The organism is Hyphomicrobium sp., assembly GCF_035548195.1.
Taxonomy (GTDB): domain Bacteria; phylum Pseudomonadota; class Alphaproteobacteria; order Rhizobiales; family Hyphomicrobiaceae; genus Hyphomicrobium_B.
Window position 1 is genome coordinate 89,152 of record NZ_DASZTY010000005.1, and the last position, 15,786, is coordinate 104,937.

The window sequence follows — 15,786 nt, forward strand, 5'->3', positions numbered from 1 at the left end:
GGCGCCAGTTTTAGTCGATGACGGGTGGTGGAAGAGCCGCATGGTGACACGTCGAGAACTTTTGGTAGGCGCCGCAGCATTCTCAGGGAGTGCCGCGGCGTCGTTTGCTTTCGGCGGACAGAAGGTTGCGGCGCGCGAAATCATTGCGACGCCCATTGCGCACGACACGAAGAATCTTTTTCTCGATTTGGCGGAGCGTCCGGCGGCGCTTCCGTGCTTCAACGGGCATACGTTACCGCTCTGGACGTTTCAGGAAGGTTCGCTTTACCCGATCGTTCGCGTGAAACTCGGTGAGCGTCTCGATACCGTTTTCAAGAACGATCTACCGCGCGCCGGAGAATACGCTTCCATACATTGGCATGGGTTGCGCATTCCGAATGATCAGGACGGCGTTCCGTTTATGACGCAACAACCGGTCGAGCCGGGCAGCCAAGGTTCCTACTCGTTTGTGCCGCCGGATACCGGCAGCTTTTTCTTTCACACGCATTGCAATACGTCGGAACATTTCGGGCGCGGGCTGATCGGCGCGATCATCATCGAAGGCGATGAAGTCGAGCCGCCGGATGCCGAATATGTTCTGATGATGAAGGACTGGCGCGTGTCCCCCGACGGGAAGTTCCTGCCGTTCACGACGGACGAGGGTGCGGCCAAGGCGGGAACTCCGGGTACCATCCGATCGGTCAACGGCGAGAGCAAGGCCGTTTTCAAGGTTCCGTCCTCGGCCAACGTCCGCATTCGTTTCTATAACGTCGATGCGACCCGGATTTCCGAGGTAGGTTTTGAGGATGCCGAGTCGGCGATTATTGCAATCGACGGCAACGGCCTCGAACCTCTGTTGTTGCCGTCGTGGCGTTTAGGCCCAGCGATGCGTGTCGATTTTCTTTTGCGTACCGCGCCCCCGGGCAAGACTATTCGTTTCGTCGACTACTTCGCGAAAGAGCCGGTGGTCCTTGCGGAATTCGTTTCGGAAGGGCCGCCGAAGCGAACGGATGCGTTCGTGGCAACCCCATTGAAGGTGATGCCATTTCCAAAAGTCGATGTGGCAAAGGCCCAGCACATCCCGTTTATCTTTTCGGCAACTGCGACGGGAGCCGCCATTGCCGAGTTCGACAAAAACGCGTCCGGTATCCATATCGGTTCGTTATGTTTGGCCAAGCGCACATTCTGGGCGATCAATAAGCAAGCCTGGCCGGGTATGACTCACAAAGACCTCGGTCCTCCGCTTGCTGTGCTGAAATCGGGGAGGAGCTACATTTTCGATTTGCAGAATACGACTCCGAATTCGCATCCGATCCATATCCACGGGCACACTTTGGAGATACTGAGCTCCAGTATGCCTCACGTTCCGCCGCATCGGGCGGATACCGTTTTGCTGCGTCCCAATGAACGCATTCAGGCCGGTGTCGTTGGGGGCGCGCCGGGAAAGTGGATGTTCCACTGCCACATCATCGATCATCAGGAAGCCGGTATGATGGGCTACATCGAGGTCGTATGACGGTCTCAGCCGGGCGCTGGCTGGGGGGTGTGCCGATTGCTCTCATATTTGCGTTCATTTCGCTTGGTGCGCTTCGGGCCGATCCGCTCGATGCCGCGATGGGAAAGGCGCTGTTCGATCGCAACTGGATTCCGGCTCCTGCCTCCACAGATGCTTCTGACGGGTTAGGGCCGCTGTTCGTATCGCGCTCTTGCGCTGGGTGTCACGGCCGCGGCGAGGGTTCGCATGTCGTCACGCGTGAAGACGGCGCGCAGGATTTGTCGGGTGCCGTCGTCCGCTTCGGTTATGCCGACGGCAAGACCGATCCGTTTTATGGGCTCGAACTCCAGACGAACGCCGTTCCAGGGCTGATGCCGGAAGGTACAGCGCATTTCCTGCCGAAACTTGATTTGAAGCTGAACGACCGGCCGTTGGCCGAAGGTGTCAAATCGGGTGTCCGGCAAGCGCCGTCGCTCTTTGGACGCGCCGCATTTGACGCTGTGCCAGACGAAGAAATTCTGAAGCGCGTCGATCCCGACGATAAAGACGGCGATGGCGTCAAAGGCCGCGCCAACCGGACTCCGGTGGGGATCGGCCGTTACGGCTGGAAAGCCGCGCAGGTGACGCTCGAAGATCAAGTTGCGCATGCGTTTGCGTTTGACATCGGGCTGTCGAGCCCAAAGCAAGCGCGACCGTATGGCGATTGCACGGCGCTCGAAACGGCGTGTCTTGCCGCACCGAACGGGGAAAGCGTGTTGTTCAAAGGCCGCGAGATTTCCGGAGATATTCTCAGGGTTGTTGCGAGTTATCTCGGGATTCTGCGGGCGCGGCCGGAAACGCCCGATCCGGATGCGGCGGCACTTTTTGTTTCAACGGGCTGCGCAACTTGCCACGTGCCGACGCTTGCGACGCGCGACGGCGGGTCTATTCCGGCATTTACCGATCTTCTGCTGCACGATATGGGACCTCAGCTGGATGATGGCGTCGGGGAACCGGGCGTCAAGTCGTCGGAATGGCGAACGGCGCCCCTGATCGAGGGGCACGTCCGCAACGTCGAGCGCCGGCTTCTTCACGACGGCTCAGCTGCGACCGTTGCGGAGGCCGTTCAGAAGCATGGCGGAGAGGGCGCGCGTAGTCGCGAGCGCTTCGATGCGCTGAAGCCCGAAGATAAGCAGCGGCTGGTCGATTACGTGAATGGGTTATGATTGTGAAGAAAACGGTAGCAGCACTCTTTTCCTTTCTTCTGTCGGCGACGGCTGCGATGGCGGATGACCCACCGGCTCCGCCGACGCATCTCGCTATGGCGCAGTCGGCCATTGAGACGTACATCATTCCGCATATCGACGCTCTGAAAGCGGCTGCGGCGCCGTTACCGGGGGCGGTCGAAAACGTCTGCAAGACCGGATCGCCGGACGCACAGAAGCAACTTGAGAAGACGTTTGCCAATGTGGTCATGGCCTATGCCGGGGTCGATTTCTTGCGCTTCGGTCCGATGCTCGAAAAGGGACGGCGCGAGCAACTTTCGTTCTGGCCTGACCCGCGTGGATTCGTTGCGCGGCAGTTGCGTCTCACGCTGCTGAACAAAGATGAAAAGATCACCGAGCCCGGAATGCTTGCGAAACAAAGCGCGGCGATCCAGGGATTGCCTGCGCTTGAGGTTCTTATTCAAGATAAGACCGTTCCGCTGGGGCCCAGCGAGCCTGCGCGTTTTCGTTGCCTGCTCGGGCAAGCGATCGCCAACAATATCGTGCGGTTGACGACGGAGGTTGCGGACGGCTGGGAAAAGCCCGGCGGATGGAAAGACAAGATGCTGCATCCGGGGCCCGACAACGATACGTACAAGTCTGCGAGCGAGTCTGCGGTCGAGGTGGTGAAGGCGTTGCTCGTTGGATTTTCGCTTACCGGCGATCTTCAATTAAAACCGCAGGTCGATCCGAAAATCAGACTAACGCCTCCTTACGAAAAGTCCGGTCTGCAAAAGCAGTTTTATGCGACGAGCGTTGCGTCGCTGCATGAACTCTACAACACGCTGCAACTCGAATCTTATTTGAAGCCGGATCTGAGCTGGATGAAGGGTTGGGCGCAGGGCACATGGCGCGCGATCGAGTCAATTGACGGTGCAGGCGGCCGGGCGTCACATGCGCAACGCGCGGATACGCCAACGACGCGCGAAGTGTTCGATAGAATGAATGGGCTACGCAACATCGTGGCGAACAGACTTTCCGTGGCCGCTGGTTTGACTGTGGGGTTCAATGAACTCGATGGCGATTGATCGCAGATCGTTGCTGCTTGGGACACTGGCTTTCGTCGGCACGGCGCCGATGAGGACGGCGTTTGGATCGGCTGCGGATAACGACGTTGCCTATGTCGCGACGGCGCGCCGGAGCGGCGGCGATTTTTGTGTTCTTTTGCTGCGCGCAAACGGGTCGATCGTCCGGGACATTCCGTTGTCAGGGCGGGGGCACGATATTGCCTATCATCGCGCTTCCGGGCGTGCCGCTGTCTTCGCCCGCCGACCGGGGGCATTCGGTGTCGCGTTCGACATCGGCAAGACGACAGCTCCGCATATTTTCACGCCAGGCGACGGACGTCATTATTACGGTCACGGTGAATTCTCGCGCGATGGCCGGCTTCTCTATGCGTCCGAGAACGACATCGCGGGTGAGCGCGGCGTGATTGGCATTTACGATGTTGCCCGTGATTACAAGAAAATCGGCGAGCATCCGAGCTACGGCATCGATCCGCACCAGATCATGCTTCTTGCGGATGGCAGGACAATTGCGATTGGAAATGGCGGCATCGACACGGTTCCGGATGCATGGCGCGCCAAGCTCAACCTCGACACGATGCAGCCATCGCTCGTTTTCGTCGATGCGGAAAGCGGGAAGCTGGTTGCCAAGCACGACATGAAAGGCGGCCTGAGGTCACTTTCAGTCCGTCACGTCACACAAGACAAAGCGGGACTTATTTGGTTCGGCGGCCAATGGGAGGGCAGTCCGAGCGAGACGCCGCAAATCGTCGGAAGCGCGGGATTGGACCGCGAACTGAAGTTAATCGATGCGCCGGGAAGCGGAAAAGACTTGCGAGGATATATCGGCGCGATGGCCGTCAGCAGGGACGGGCGCTACATCGCGGCGAGTGCACCGAAAGCGGGTCAAGTGCTCTACGTTGATTCGGAGAGCGGTGGCGTCGTCGGCAAAAGCGATCTTAAGGACGTGTGCGGTCTTTCATCGGAAGGCGATCACGATTTCGCGGCATCGTCGGGCTTCGGCGTGATCCGGTACGAAACGGCACATGCGAGCATCATCTCAGAGCATGCGTTGCAGGATATCGCCTTTGATAATCATCTGAGGCGGATCAGCTAGACCTTCGGCGTACGCGGGAAGACTGCGAGGTCATGGCACGTGTCGATGTCAGCAAAAGCGCCAGACTCTTCGTAGGGAACCGGTCGCCAAAGATCCTTCTGCTTTTCAATGAGCGCTTTGCCTCCTGTATCGCCAGATAGTTTGGAGAGGTCGCAAAAGCATGATTTCGGCCAGATGACGGGATGACCACGCTGACCGCCCGTTCCGACAGGAAACACGATCGATCGTCCGCGGCTTTCGTCGAAAGCGTCAAGCAATGTAGCGATCAAGCCGGTTGAGATGCCTGGCATGTCGGCGAGGGCAATCAATACGCCATCCGCTGCCGCGTCGATATTTTGTATTCCAAGGCGCAGAGATGAGGCCAGGCCGTCGCCGGGGTTGGGATTTTCGATGCTGCGCCATCGGCCCGCGCCCGCAGCGGCGATGACGTCTTTTGAGTTTGTCCCCGTCACCAGAATGATCTCGCTCAGGCGAGAATGATCCAGAACCGCTGCGACGTGGCGGATGAGCGTCACGCCGTTCAGTTTTGCGAGAAGCTTATGGCCGATCTCGAAGCGCGACGACTTTCCGGCGGCGAGAATGATCGCCGCAATATTCACTCTGCCGGTTCCTTGCGAAAGGCCGCGATGATCTGGGCGAGGATGGAGGTCGCGATCTCGCCCGGTGTTTCGGCGGCGATGTTCAAGCCGACTGGCGCATGAATGCGCTCGATGTCGGCGTCAGAGAATCCGGCCTCTTTGAGTCGCGCGACACGTTTGGCGTGCGTTTTCCGCGAGCCGAGAGAGCCGATGTAACGGCAGGGCGATTTAAGTGCGATGGTCAGGGCTTCGTCGTCGATTTGGTCGACGTGCGTCAACGTCACTATGGCCGAAAAGGGATCGGCGGCGAATTTGGCGAAACCGTCTTCCGGCCAGCCGGCGACGAGCTGGGATGGATCGAAGCGGGCCGGGCTTGCGAAGGCGCTTCTCGGGTCAAGGACCTTGACATCATATCCCGCGGCCGTCGCCATCGTTGCGAGGTGCTGGGCGATATGCGTGGCGCCGACGATGATAATCCGTGGCGGAGGGGTTAGCGCATAGAGAAACGTTTCACCGCTGGCATCAACGGCGCTCCGTCCCCGCCGCAAGGCTTCTTTTATTTCGGGATCGGTTGCGTTGCTTCCGGACACGATTTGTCTTTGGCCGTCCGAAAGACGTGTCTTGACGACAATCGCTTCGCGCTCCGTAGCGGCGGCATCCAGCCTATCGAGATAAGCAAGGTCTACCTTGGGATCGAGACGAACGACATGAACACGGATTTTTCCGCCGCAGGCCAGGCCGGAGCGCCAAGCGGTCTCGTCCGATATGCCGAAGCTCAGTGTTTCGGGCTTGCCGCTTTCAATGACGTCGAGCGCTGCCGCGATGACGTCGGCTTCGACGCAACCGCCGGACACCGAGCCTTGAAATTCTTCGACGTCGGCGATGGCCATTTGCCCGCCGGGACGGACGGGGGCCGAGCCCCAGGTATTGATCACCGTTGCTATGGCGACCGGGCGACCGGCCTTGAGCCAGGACCGGGCGGCGGCCCGCGGCTCGGTTACGATTGTTTCAGCACGCGATTCAGCGGTATGAGGTCGGATTTCGTTCACGGAAAGGGCCTTCATCGGCTGCTATTCTGTCGCGATTGCGCTTCCCATGCCGCAAGGCTAGAAGCGCGAAATGACGAAACCCTCTGTCAAAGCAACGGCGAAGGCAAGCGCGAAAGTGCGCCGCTTGGCGCATGGCACGGATGCTGCGGGCGTTCCGGCGCCGAAGGTCGGCTTCGTATCGCTCGGCTGTCCGAAGGCGTTGGTCGACAGTGAACGGATCATTACCAAGCTTCGATCAGAAGGCTACGAGATTGCGCGTGAATATGCAGGCGCGGATGTCGTCGTCGTCAATACGTGCGGTTTTCTCGATTCCGCAAAGCAGGAAAGCCTCGATGCGATCGGCGAGGCGATGAACGCCAATGGGCGGGTCATTGTCACCGGTTGCTTCGGCGTTGAGGAGTCGCGCATTCGAGATGCGCATCCGGGCGTTCTCGCAGTAACCGGACCGCATCAATACGAGCAAGTGGTTGGGGCGGTGCACGACGCCGCGCCGCCGCTGCACGATCCGTTTCTCGATCTGGTGCCACCGGAAGGGCTGCATCTGACGCCTCGCCACTATGCGTATCTGAAGATTTCCGAGGGCTGCAACAACAGATGCTCATTCTGCATCATTCCCTCGTTGCGCGGCGATCTCGCGAGCCGGCCATCGAACCATGTGATGAGCGAGGCGGAGCGGCTCGTCAACGCGGGTGTGAAGGAGCTTCTGGTCATCAGCCAGGATACGAGTGCCTACGGTCTCGATCTCAAATACGCCGAAAGCCCATGGAGAGGCGCACCGCTGAAGGCGCGGTTTCTGGATTTGTCACGCGCGCTGGGAGAACTCGGCGTGTGGGTTCGTATGCATTACGTCTATCCGTATCCGCATGTCGATGACGTGATTCCGCTGATGGCGGAGGGTAAAATTCTACCCTACCTCGATATTCCGTTTCAGCATGCGTCTCCGGCTGTTCTGAAGGCGATGCGGAGACCTGCTGCGCAGGAGAAAACGGCGGAGCGGATACGAAGGTGGCGCGAGGTTTGTCCGGATCTTGCCATTCGCTCGACGTTCATCGTGGGCTTCCCGGGCGAGACGGAAGACGATTTTCAGTTCTTACTCGACTGGTTGAAGGAAGCGGGAATCAATCGCGCCGGTTGTTTCAAGTACGAGCCAGTCGATGGCGCCAAAGCCAACGCGCTCGACAACGCCGTTCCCGACGAGGTGAAAGAAGAACGCTGGCACCGCTTCATGGCCGCGCAAAAGGAGGTCAGCAGCGCACAGCTCGAAGGTAAGGTCGGGTCTGTGATCGATGTTCTTGTCGATGAAGTTGACGAGGACGGCGCGATTGCCCGCTCCAAATGGGACGCGCCGGAGATCGATGGGAACGTCTTCCTGAACGGCGAGCGCGACGCCAAAGCGGGCGATATTATCCGCGTGAAAGTCATCGAGGCAGGCGAATACGACCTGTGGGCCGAGCGCATAACCCGGGCCGATTAATAAGTTCCATAGACATAATCTATCAAGTGCCCGGCGCTTAAGCCGCAGGGACGTAAAAAGCTTGCAGGTTGAGCTTTGTCCGTAAAGATGTATATTTCATACACCTTTACGCTTTGCCGAAGGACGTTGTCCATGCGCTGGATCATGAGTTTCTCATTGGCATGTCTTGGCTTTTTCATCGCAGCTTGTTGCGTCATGTGGGGGCTAGGCGTTTTCTCAGGCATTAGCGCTGAGGCCACAGCCGGGGCGCTGTTCGGTATTTTCTTCGCGACGGCGATCGGCGCGGCCCTCATGGCTCTCGCCGTCTATAGTGACCAGAGCGGGCACGACGAGATCATTTTCCGAAACAAATCCGAGCCCGGTTCGGAGAGCAGCGGCAAGGCGTGATCCTTCCCGCTTAGGAAAGCCTGCTCAGAGCGGAACGGCGCCCGATTCCTCGGGTTTCGCCTTGTGTTCGGGTTCGACGTGAATGACGACTTCCGACCCATCGATCGCTTTTTCGATGGCAAGCTCAAGACGATCGCAAATTACGTGCGCGGCATCGACCGACATCGAACCCGGGACGACCAGGTGAAATTCGATGAAGAGTGCGCGTCCAGCCTGCCGGGTTCTGATGTCGTGAGCTTCGAGCGCGCCGCCACCGTTTGCCTCTATGACTTCCCGGATGCGCTGCTCGATTTCGGGGCTGGCCGCCTGATCCAGCAGGCGTGACATCGATTGCACGGCGATCTGATAGCCCATCCATAAGATGTTGAGCGCGACCGCTGCCGCGATCAACGGATCGAGAATGTGCCAGCCGCTCAGCATCGCCAGGGCAACGCCGATAACGACCCCTGCCGACGTTATGACATCGGTGACGAGATGCTGTCCGTCAGCGACGAGGGCCGGAGATCGCCAAAGTTTCCCGCGCTGGATCAATAGCCACGCCCAAGCTGCGTTGAGTACCGATGCAAGGATGTTAAGGGCAATGCCCGTAGCGGAATGTTCGAGTCGCACGCCTTGAATCAAAGCCGTTCGGGCTTTGAGGAGAATGAGGACTGCTGCGACGGCGATCATTGCGCCTTCGAACATCGCGGCGAGGAATTCCGCTTTGTGATGGCCGAACGGATGGTCGGAGTCGGCAGGCTTTGCACTCAGACGTATTGCGGCAAATGCGGCGGCTGCCGTCATGACATTGACGATGCTTTCGAGAGCATCGGAGAAGAGAGCGACCGATCCCGAAAGTACATATGCCATGTACTTGATGGCCACGACCGCGAGAGCAACCGCGATATTTGCCGCTGCAATGCGGGCTAGTCTTGCCTCGTCCAAGATTTATCCTATCGCGGATTCTAGAGTGTACGTCTGCCGTATCGGCGGCTTAGGTGCCACATTCGGTCGATCGGCGCCACTCTCGCCTGAGCACGCGAATGTGTGCTCCATCAAGGGGCTTATCCACATTTGGCGGTCAAAACTGCCTCGCCGCCGGGGGCCGAATCTGATGCTGCAATTGGAGGCCGACGATTGGCGATTGCCTGCATGGCCGAATGATTCGGGGGAAGCCATGGCCAATTTTACGACGCATATTGCAGTGGGGACGATCGTATCCGGTGCGTTAGCGACATTGACGCTTGCGGCCGATGTCGTTGCTCCGCAAAATCTCGTTGCGGTGACAATGGCTGGCGTGCTCGGCTCCGTGCTACCCGACATTGATCTCAAGGACTCGCGGCCGAGCCGCGCGATGTTTGCGGGGCTTGCGATCTTCTTTTCTTTTGCCGTACTTTTCAACGCGGCGACGGAACTTTCCATAGCCGAGCTTTGGATATTGTGGCTCGGAACATTGCTCACGGTCCGTTACGGGCTTCACTCCATATTTCACCGCATCTCGGTGCATCGGGGCATCTGGCATTCGATTCTTGCCGCTGTCTTTTCTTCAGTCGCGACTGCAATCGTATTTCAACATCTGCTTGGAAAGCCGGCGGGCGTTGCCTGGCTTGCGGCGGTGTTTATGTTCGTTGGGTATCTGACGCACTTGACCCTCGACGAAATCTATTCCGTCGACGTCATGGACACGCGTCTGAAATCATCATTTGGCACGGCTTTGAAGCTTTTCGATCGACGCCATTTCTACGCGTCGGTGAGTATGGCGGTAGCGACGCTGGCGGCAATCGTCATTTCACCGTCTACGCGCACCTTTGTGGAAGGTCTGGAGTCGAAAAATCTTTGGAGCGGACTGGAGCGCCGACTCGTCCCGACAGATAAATGGTTCGGGCTCGTGGACGCGCCTTATTTTGCGAGCCGGTACCATAAGACTTCGCCCGCTGTCATGACGGGTTCGATCGGGTCGGGAGAAAAGGCACAAGATCGGGCGGTCTCAATCCCATCGGCGTCCGACGCCGTCAATCCGGTCAACGAAGGTCTTTCCGGCGCTCCCGAAGTTCCCTCAAATACGCCCGCGGCTGCTAATGCGACTCCCGGCAACGCAAGCCCCTAACGAAATTCGAAGTTAGCTCTTTTGCAAAAGTCTCGGCGGTTTCGGGTGTCAAATGCGCTCCCTTTTCGCTCGCGGCTATCGAAGCGATGCCATGGACTCCGGCAAAGAGCGCTCGCGCAGTCGTATCGAGTTCTTGAAGGGACGCGGTCGGGACCACGGGGCCTAAAGCTTTCCGCACCACCTCGGTCAGGCTGTTCAGATGCTCGTGAAACAGAGCGGGGACAGTGCTGGAGTTGGGAACGCTATGCGCGAAAAGCAGATTCCACATGCGCCGATTGGCCAGCGCGAAGTCAATGTACGCGTGGGTGAGGGCGTCGATGTTCTTTTCACCATCTGACGTCAGCGGTACCTGCTTCAGGTGATCGACCGTGCGGCCAAGCAATTGGACCTGAAGGGTCAGCAAGACGTCGTCGAGATTTTCGAAGATATTATACAGGGTTCCCGGCGAGTAGCCGATCATCCGGGCGATCTCACGAGCGGAGAGTCCCGCAATACCATTGCGTTCGACGATTGTGCGGGAAGCATCGAGAATGAGTTGACGAAGCTCTTCCGGCGAATGAACGGATCTCCGGCCCATTGTTTTCAGGTCCCGTACGCGTTTGACTGCACCCACCGCGAGCTTATCCAAGGAACGGCACAAGACAAGCGCAGTCGGAGCCCAAAAAAGTCGACCGCTACAAAGGCAGAGGTTCGCTCGCGCAAAAATATTTTATCATCGTTCGTCTTGGTGGGCCGTTCGTCCGTGCACAAACAAGGAACATCGGCGTGTGTTCCTCCGCGAACGGACAAAAAGTGAAAAGCGAATCTCGCGCGGTCGAAACGATCAAATTTTATCGGTTGCCGCGAGTCGGTTTCGTTCAACCGCTGCCAGGCGGGCATTTCAAGTTCTGAGTCGCCTGACCGTAAAATACCGATCCATAGCGGGGCGCGAATGTCATCGTATCGGACCAGGTCATATCGCCGATCAAACCCGGAATGATGTTTGTCAGAAGCGGCTTATAAGAATATTTGGCTTCTACCACGATGGCGGCGTCGCCTTTGCTGACCATGTTCTTGTCCGGCATCGACTTGTCGTCGCCGCAATTCGATATCGCCATATTATGATAGGACCATGCCCATTCGACTTTGGTCTTCGTCGCGTCGGAACTTGAGGCTCTGAGCTGCGTGATCGCGAGTTGGAGCGGTGCGGAGCTATACGGTTCCATTACGTGCTCTGCGGAAACCATCACACCTGTCAGCGCGTTTGAGGCGTCCGTAGGGCTGGAGCCGATCTGCTTCTCGCGTGCGACGAGGTCTCCGACCATAGCCGTTGCGCGCTGAAAGCGCTTATTGACCAGTAACGCGCGGGACACTTCGAACGTCCCGAAGGTCATCAGCATCAATAACGGGGCAAGGTAAGCGAACTCGACCGCGGCTACGCCGGAACGATCCGAGGCGAATTTTCGGAGCCGCGTCATTGCGATCAACTTTGAAATGGATGACATGGGGATGGGTCCGTTAGCCGATCGGCGGGTTAGCTTCCAGGGTAGGGTTCGCTGCGGAACGCGGTCGCAGTTTGCAGCATCATTGACCCGTCGGACATGTTGCCGAGCCTGAGGAATGGAAGCTTGGATGTGAAATCCCACTTGTAGCAGGCGGTCACGACGACCACGTCGCTTGCTGCGCCAGAATAAATAGCGATGAGATCGTTGCCCGGTGCCGGGTTTTTGACAATCGCGCCGTCCTCGACGCAGGGCTGCGGCTTGGCGCTGTTCAATCCTGCCCAGCCGTCAGAATACGAGTCGACGAAGATCTGCAGCTTTTTGCAGTCGATCCAATTGCCGGCGGCATTGCAAATATCCTGTTTGAACTGATCTACGGTCATTTTGTCGGTGACCGCTTCGCCGGTCCGGATCAGCCGGCTTGTCTGATCCATTCCTTTCTCGACGGAACTAACGGTGAAGAAATAAAAGGCGCAACCGACGAGGCCGAAGATGAACATCAGGAACGGCGTTGCTACGATGGCGAACTCGACGGCGGTCGATCCGGCTTCATCGATTTTCAAACGCTGTGTGAGGCGGCTCCGTCCCCAACCGGGACGAAGCGTTTTAAGGACGCTGTTGATACGCATAAACCAGCTCGCGACCGCTCTTTGGATAGAACGTCTCTCAATAGAGCCAAGCGGATTAAGGTGGCATTTATCGAAAGGTTTTTCGGTATTGATGGTTTCGTAATCGTGAAAGGTGCCCGGCGCGCCAAAAGCTTATTGCTGACTGTTATTGCTGTTGGAATCGGAAGATCCCTCAGAGAATTTTGTCTTTGCTGAATTGGCCGACTGGACGGCAGTGAAGAAATCCTTGTCATCGCCGATGGTCAGGGTCGGCTCGCAATTCGGTGTGCATGCATACGTAAAGCGCGTCGTTCCCTTGTGAAGGTTGACGATCTTGCGGTCATCGCGCTCGACCATGACGCGTTGGTCCTGGATCACATTATGAGCAGCGTCCAAGGCAATGACGTTGGTAATTCCGAACGTCTTGCCGGTGACGATGAGCAAATTGCCATCCTGAAGGGTTACGTCGGCGATAGAAGGGTTGCCGACGATGACCTCAGACGCCGCTCTTGGAAGACGCAGGAGCTGCGATTGGTCATAACGAACGATGAGGTCGGACGCCGCGGCGGGTGTCAAGGGAAGCGCTGCAAAAGCGAAGAGCAATGCCGCACATGGGAAGCCATGTCCTGCTGCCGCTGATCTTCTGCGCATATCGCGATCCCCGAATGTCCGATTGAGGCATTACCTCATGAATTGGTAAAGGAACTGCCAATAGCTGTCTTAGGATGCTCCTGGTATCTCTCCTTCGGCGAGCCGCCACGATTTTAGACCATTAGTCAGCTGGCGGATTAATTGAGCAGTCGCGCTCGTAATTAGCTTCCGGTTGGAGATAACCAAAGTTGTTCAGCCTTTGAGTCAAAGCGTACCCAACAGCCAATAAGTCCTCGACCCATTATCTTGTTTATAATACTTGAGAAAACCTTTAATTAACTGGATTATACTTTTGTTATTTTTGCACTCCGTAGTTCATTCTAAGTATTATTGAGAAATATCGATTGGTTGTTGCTTCGTTTTCCGAAGTGGATGATGCCGTAATATTTCGTTATCAAGCTGTTTCTGCGCAATAACATCATTTTACCTGGCTTTAATTTTTCCAATCTACTGTGCTGGCTCGTTCAGCGGTGAGGACATTCTCCCCCGAGGGACAAGGATCGGTAGAGTAAAAGAGTAGATTGGGAGACACCAATGACCATGTTTTCGCGTTTCATGAACGATGAGTCCGGCGCAACGGCCATCGAATACGGCCTCATCGCCGCTATCGTCGGCGTCGGCATCATCGTCGGCTTGGGCAAGCTCAAGACCGGCCTGAACGACACGTTCAGCACGATCAACAGCGATCTGGCAAATCCGGACGCCGCTCAGTAAGGCATTTGAGCAGAGTCAATACTTGCTTATTGCATGACGATAGGCGTGCTCGAAATGTTGCGAGCACGCCTTTTGTTTCGACAACTTATGAATCAACATTTCTTCGGGGGCCACCAGCATGTTCCGCTTCGGATTGTCGGCATTCGTCGCGGACGAATGTGGATCAACTGCAATCGAATATGCGTTGATCGCCGGGATAGTCAGTATTGCGATAGTCGGGGCTCTGGCTGGAATCAAGAACTCGTTAAACGGCAGCCTATCCTCGGTCGCTTCAAGTCTGCAGCCTGATCAATAAGCTGCTTACAAGTCTGAGCCGTTAGGCACGTTTTTACCGGCCCCGTGCATTTATGTGCTGATAGTAATCCTTTACTGTGGTTGCGAAGCGATGATGGCTCTGGCGTTCGTTTCTCTCATGATATTCCCGGTCGCGATGGCATTTGCTGCCGCCAACGACCTCTTCACGATGCGGATCCCAAACCAAATTTCGCTGGCGTTGATCGTTGGCTTTTTGCTTTCCGCTGTTCTCACACGCATGCCGTTGGAAACGTTTGGCATACATCTCGCCTGCGGTTTCGGTGTGCTGGCGCTTACATTCACGCTTTTCTCGTTGAACCTGCTCGGTGGCGGCGATGCGAAACTGATGGCTGTCGGGGCTCTCTGGATGGGGGCAGAGCAGATACTTCCGTTTATTGCCTTTGTGACGATTTATGGTGGCGTCTTGTGTTTTGCGATTCTCAGCTATCGCAGGATGGTTCCCGCCGATATGTTTCCGCTTCCCGAGTGGGCGCAAAGACTTCATAGGTCTGGCGGGCCCGTCCCCTATGGTATCGCGATAGCCGCCGGTGGGCTCATGGTCTTTCCTGCGACCGAGCTTTTCCGCGCCATAATGGTTTGACGACAGAGCCCTTTTCTCTGATTTCAGAAGGCGCGTTGGCGCCTAGGTCGTTTCTGCAACACCCCTGCGTCGCTGCATCGATCTGAACCGCCGGTTAACCTCGCATTGACGTTTGTCGGCCAGTATCGCCTCCAGGATTTCCGAACCTAAGCGGAAAGGACTTCGGGCGAATGAAGCGGGCACAAGTCGTTGGTTTCTCCGTAGCTCTGGCTGCGGCGGGGCTCGCGTACTACGTCGCGAGTTCGTTCATCACGCCGTCGCCGCCGATCACGGTCGAAAAGCAGGTCGATAGCGTCGAGGTCTTGGTTGCGGGTTCAAACCTGGCCGTCGGCCAAATCGTCAACCAAGGCAACTTCCGCTGGGTGTCGTGGCCGAAGAAGGCGATATCGCGCGATTACATCACCAAGAAAAATGGCGGTAGCGCGAAGATGCATGAGCTTTCGGGCTCGATTGCCCGCACGGCCGTTCTCGCAGGCGAGCCAATTACGGCTCAGAAATTGATCAAAGCGGGGCAAGGCGGCGTGCTGGCAGCGATCCTGCCCCAAGGCATGCGCGCGATCTCGACGAAAATCAGGGCGGAGACCGCCGCCGGCAGTCTGATCCTTCCCAACGATCATGTGGATGTGATTCTCATCCGGCATCTTCGCGATCGTAGCGGACAGGACGACACCGTCGCCGATACGCTCTTCCGAAATGTCCGTGTGCTGGCCATTGGCCAGCAGATCGAGACGAAAGAAGGAAAGAAAACGGCCGACACGGCGGCTTCGACGGCAACGTTGGAACTGACGCCGCGTCAAGCTGAGATGATGGCGCGCGCCAATTCGATGGGCGAGATCACGCTATCGCTGCGCAGTGTCGCGGATTTGAGTTCCGATCCCGAAGGCGCGGGCGGTCTTAATCTGAATAAGCCTCAAAGTAATTCGGTGCGTGTGGTGCGTTACGGCGCAAAGTCGCGTGTGTATGGCGTGAACTGAGTCAGTCCAGTCAGTGGTCGTCATCAAGCGGGAACCTCATGCACTTCAAA

At 57.2% G+C, this 15,786-nt stretch carries 18 protein-coding genes; 11 read left to right on the forward strand and 7 right to left on the reverse strand.

The features are described 5' to 3' along the window. Positions 1–40: 40 nt before the first annotated feature. Genes VHB22_RS00765 through VHB22_RS00780 form a run of 4 tightly spaced genes read left to right on the forward strand, consistent with a single transcriptional unit; the run spans position 41 to position 4,839 of the window. On the forward strand, positions 41–1,495 hold the full coding sequence (locus VHB22_RS00765) for a multicopper oxidase family protein (protein ID WP_325455033.1): 1,455 nt from the start codon (positions 41–43) through the stop codon (positions 1,493–1,495). Continuing rightward, complete coding sequence (locus VHB22_RS00770) at positions 1,492–2,679, forward strand: di-heme oxidoredictase family protein (protein ID WP_325455034.1); 1,188 nt, start codon at positions 1,492–1,494, stop codon at positions 2,677–2,679. The genes VHB22_RS00765 and VHB22_RS00770 overlap by 4 nt, the downstream gene beginning before the upstream one ends. Beyond that, positions 2,676–3,746, forward strand: a complete 1,071-nt coding sequence (locus tag VHB22_RS00775; protein WP_325455035.1) for an imelysin family protein — start codon at positions 2,676–2,678, stop codon at positions 3,744–3,746. Before VHB22_RS00770 ends, VHB22_RS00775 begins: the two co-directional genes overlap by 4 nt. Then, positions 3,736–4,839 carry a DUF1513 domain-containing protein gene (locus VHB22_RS00780; RefSeq protein WP_325455036.1) on the forward strand — a complete coding sequence of 368 codons (1,104 nt, stop codon included), beginning with the start codon at positions 3,736–3,738 and terminating at the stop codon, positions 4,837–4,839. Before VHB22_RS00775 ends, VHB22_RS00780 begins: the two co-directional genes overlap by 11 nt. Here VHB22_RS00780 and VHB22_RS00785 read toward each other — a convergent pair. Together VHB22_RS00785 and VHB22_RS00790 are read right to left on the reverse strand one after the other, a co-directional pair. Next, positions 4,836–5,438, reverse strand: a complete 603-nt coding sequence (locus tag VHB22_RS00785; protein ID WP_325455037.1) for a nucleotidyltransferase family protein — start codon at positions 5,436–5,438, stop codon at positions 4,836–4,838. The two genes, VHB22_RS00780 and VHB22_RS00785, sit on opposite strands and share 4 nt — an antisense overlap. Beyond that, positions 5,435–6,466 (reverse strand): XdhC family protein, encoded by a 1,032-nt coding sequence (locus tag VHB22_RS00790; protein ID WP_325455038.1) that lies wholly within the window; start codon positions 6,464–6,466, stop codon positions 5,435–5,437. The genes VHB22_RS00785 and VHB22_RS00790 overlap by 4 nt, the downstream gene beginning before the upstream one ends. Positions 6,467–6,536: 70 nt before the next feature. On the opposite strand from VHB22_RS00790, the gene rimO reads away from it, so the two are divergent. Continuing rightward, complete coding sequence (rimO, locus tag VHB22_RS00795; RefSeq protein WP_325455039.1) at positions 6,537–7,940, forward strand: 30S ribosomal protein S12 methylthiotransferase RimO; 1,404 nt, start codon at positions 6,537–6,539, stop codon at positions 7,938–7,940. A 132-nt stretch (positions 7,941–8,072) separates the two neighbouring features. Continuing rightward, complete coding sequence (locus VHB22_RS00800) at positions 8,073–8,327, forward strand: hypothetical protein (protein ID WP_325455040.1); 255 nt, start codon at positions 8,073–8,075, stop codon at positions 8,325–8,327. Positions 8,328–8,351: 24 nt separating this feature from the next. On the opposite strand, the gene VHB22_RS00805 is transcribed toward VHB22_RS00800, so the two are convergent. After that, complete coding sequence (locus VHB22_RS00805) at positions 8,352–9,251, reverse strand: cation diffusion facilitator family transporter (RefSeq protein ID WP_325455041.1); 900 nt, start codon at positions 9,249–9,251, stop codon at positions 8,352–8,354. Positions 9,252–9,483: 232 nt separating this feature from the next. Between VHB22_RS00805 and VHB22_RS00810 the strand changes: the two genes are divergently transcribed. Next, positions 9,484–10,413 carry a metal-dependent hydrolase gene (locus VHB22_RS00810; RefSeq protein WP_325455042.1) on the forward strand — a complete coding sequence of 310 codons (930 nt, stop codon included), beginning with the start codon at positions 9,484–9,486 and terminating at the stop codon, positions 10,411–10,413. Here the strand turns inward: VHB22_RS00810 and VHB22_RS00815 are convergent. The 4 genes from VHB22_RS00815 to VHB22_RS00830 all read right to left on the reverse strand — a co-directional run bounded on the left by VHB22_RS00815 (position 10,382) and on the right by VHB22_RS00830 (position 13,153). Then, positions 10,382–10,990: a TetR/AcrR family transcriptional regulator gene (locus VHB22_RS00815; RefSeq protein ID WP_325455043.1), complete on the reverse strand. Its 609-nt coding sequence runs from the start codon at positions 10,988–10,990 to the stop codon at positions 10,382–10,384. The genes VHB22_RS00810 and VHB22_RS00815 overlap by 32 nt on opposite strands. 280 nt (positions 10,991–11,270) lie before the next feature. Further along, positions 11,271–11,897 carry a TadE/TadG family type IV pilus assembly protein gene (locus VHB22_RS00820; protein WP_325455044.1) on the reverse strand — a complete coding sequence of 209 codons (627 nt, stop codon included), beginning with the start codon at positions 11,895–11,897 and terminating at the stop codon, positions 11,271–11,273. 29 nt (positions 11,898–11,926) lie between these two features. Beyond that, positions 11,927–12,523, reverse strand: a complete 597-nt coding sequence (locus tag VHB22_RS00825) for a TadE/TadG family type IV pilus assembly protein (protein WP_325455045.1) — start codon at positions 12,521–12,523, stop codon at positions 11,927–11,929. Positions 12,524–12,655: 132 nt separating this feature from the next. Beyond that, positions 12,656–13,153, reverse strand: a complete 498-nt coding sequence (locus tag VHB22_RS00830; RefSeq protein ID WP_325455046.1) for a pilus assembly protein N-terminal domain-containing protein — start codon at positions 13,151–13,153, stop codon at positions 12,656–12,658. Between the two features lie 534 nt (positions 13,154–13,687). Between VHB22_RS00830 and VHB22_RS00835 the strand changes: the two genes are divergently transcribed. The 4 genes from VHB22_RS00835 (at position 13,688) to cpaB (ending at position 15,736) form a co-directional block, all read left to right on the forward strand. Beyond that, complete coding sequence (locus tag VHB22_RS00835; protein ID WP_325455047.1) at positions 13,688–13,867, forward strand: Flp family type IVb pilin; 180 nt, start codon at positions 13,688–13,690, stop codon at positions 13,865–13,867. A 118-nt stretch (positions 13,868–13,985) separates the two neighbouring features. Continuing rightward, entirely contained in the window at positions 13,986–14,162 is a 177-nt protein-coding gene (locus VHB22_RS00840; RefSeq protein WP_325455048.1) for a Flp family type IVb pilin, read from the forward strand. A gap of 117 nt (positions 14,163–14,279) precedes the next feature. Then, positions 14,280–14,762 (forward strand): A24 family peptidase, encoded by a 483-nt coding sequence (locus VHB22_RS00845; protein ID WP_325455049.1) that lies wholly within the window; start codon positions 14,280–14,282, stop codon positions 14,760–14,762. Positions 14,763–14,932: 170 nt separating this feature from the next. Next, a complete protein-coding gene (gene cpaB / locus VHB22_RS00850) occupies positions 14,933–15,736 on the forward strand; it encodes a Flp pilus assembly protein CpaB (protein WP_325455050.1) in 804 nt (267 codons plus the stop codon). Positions 15,737–15,786: the final 50 nt, after the last annotated feature.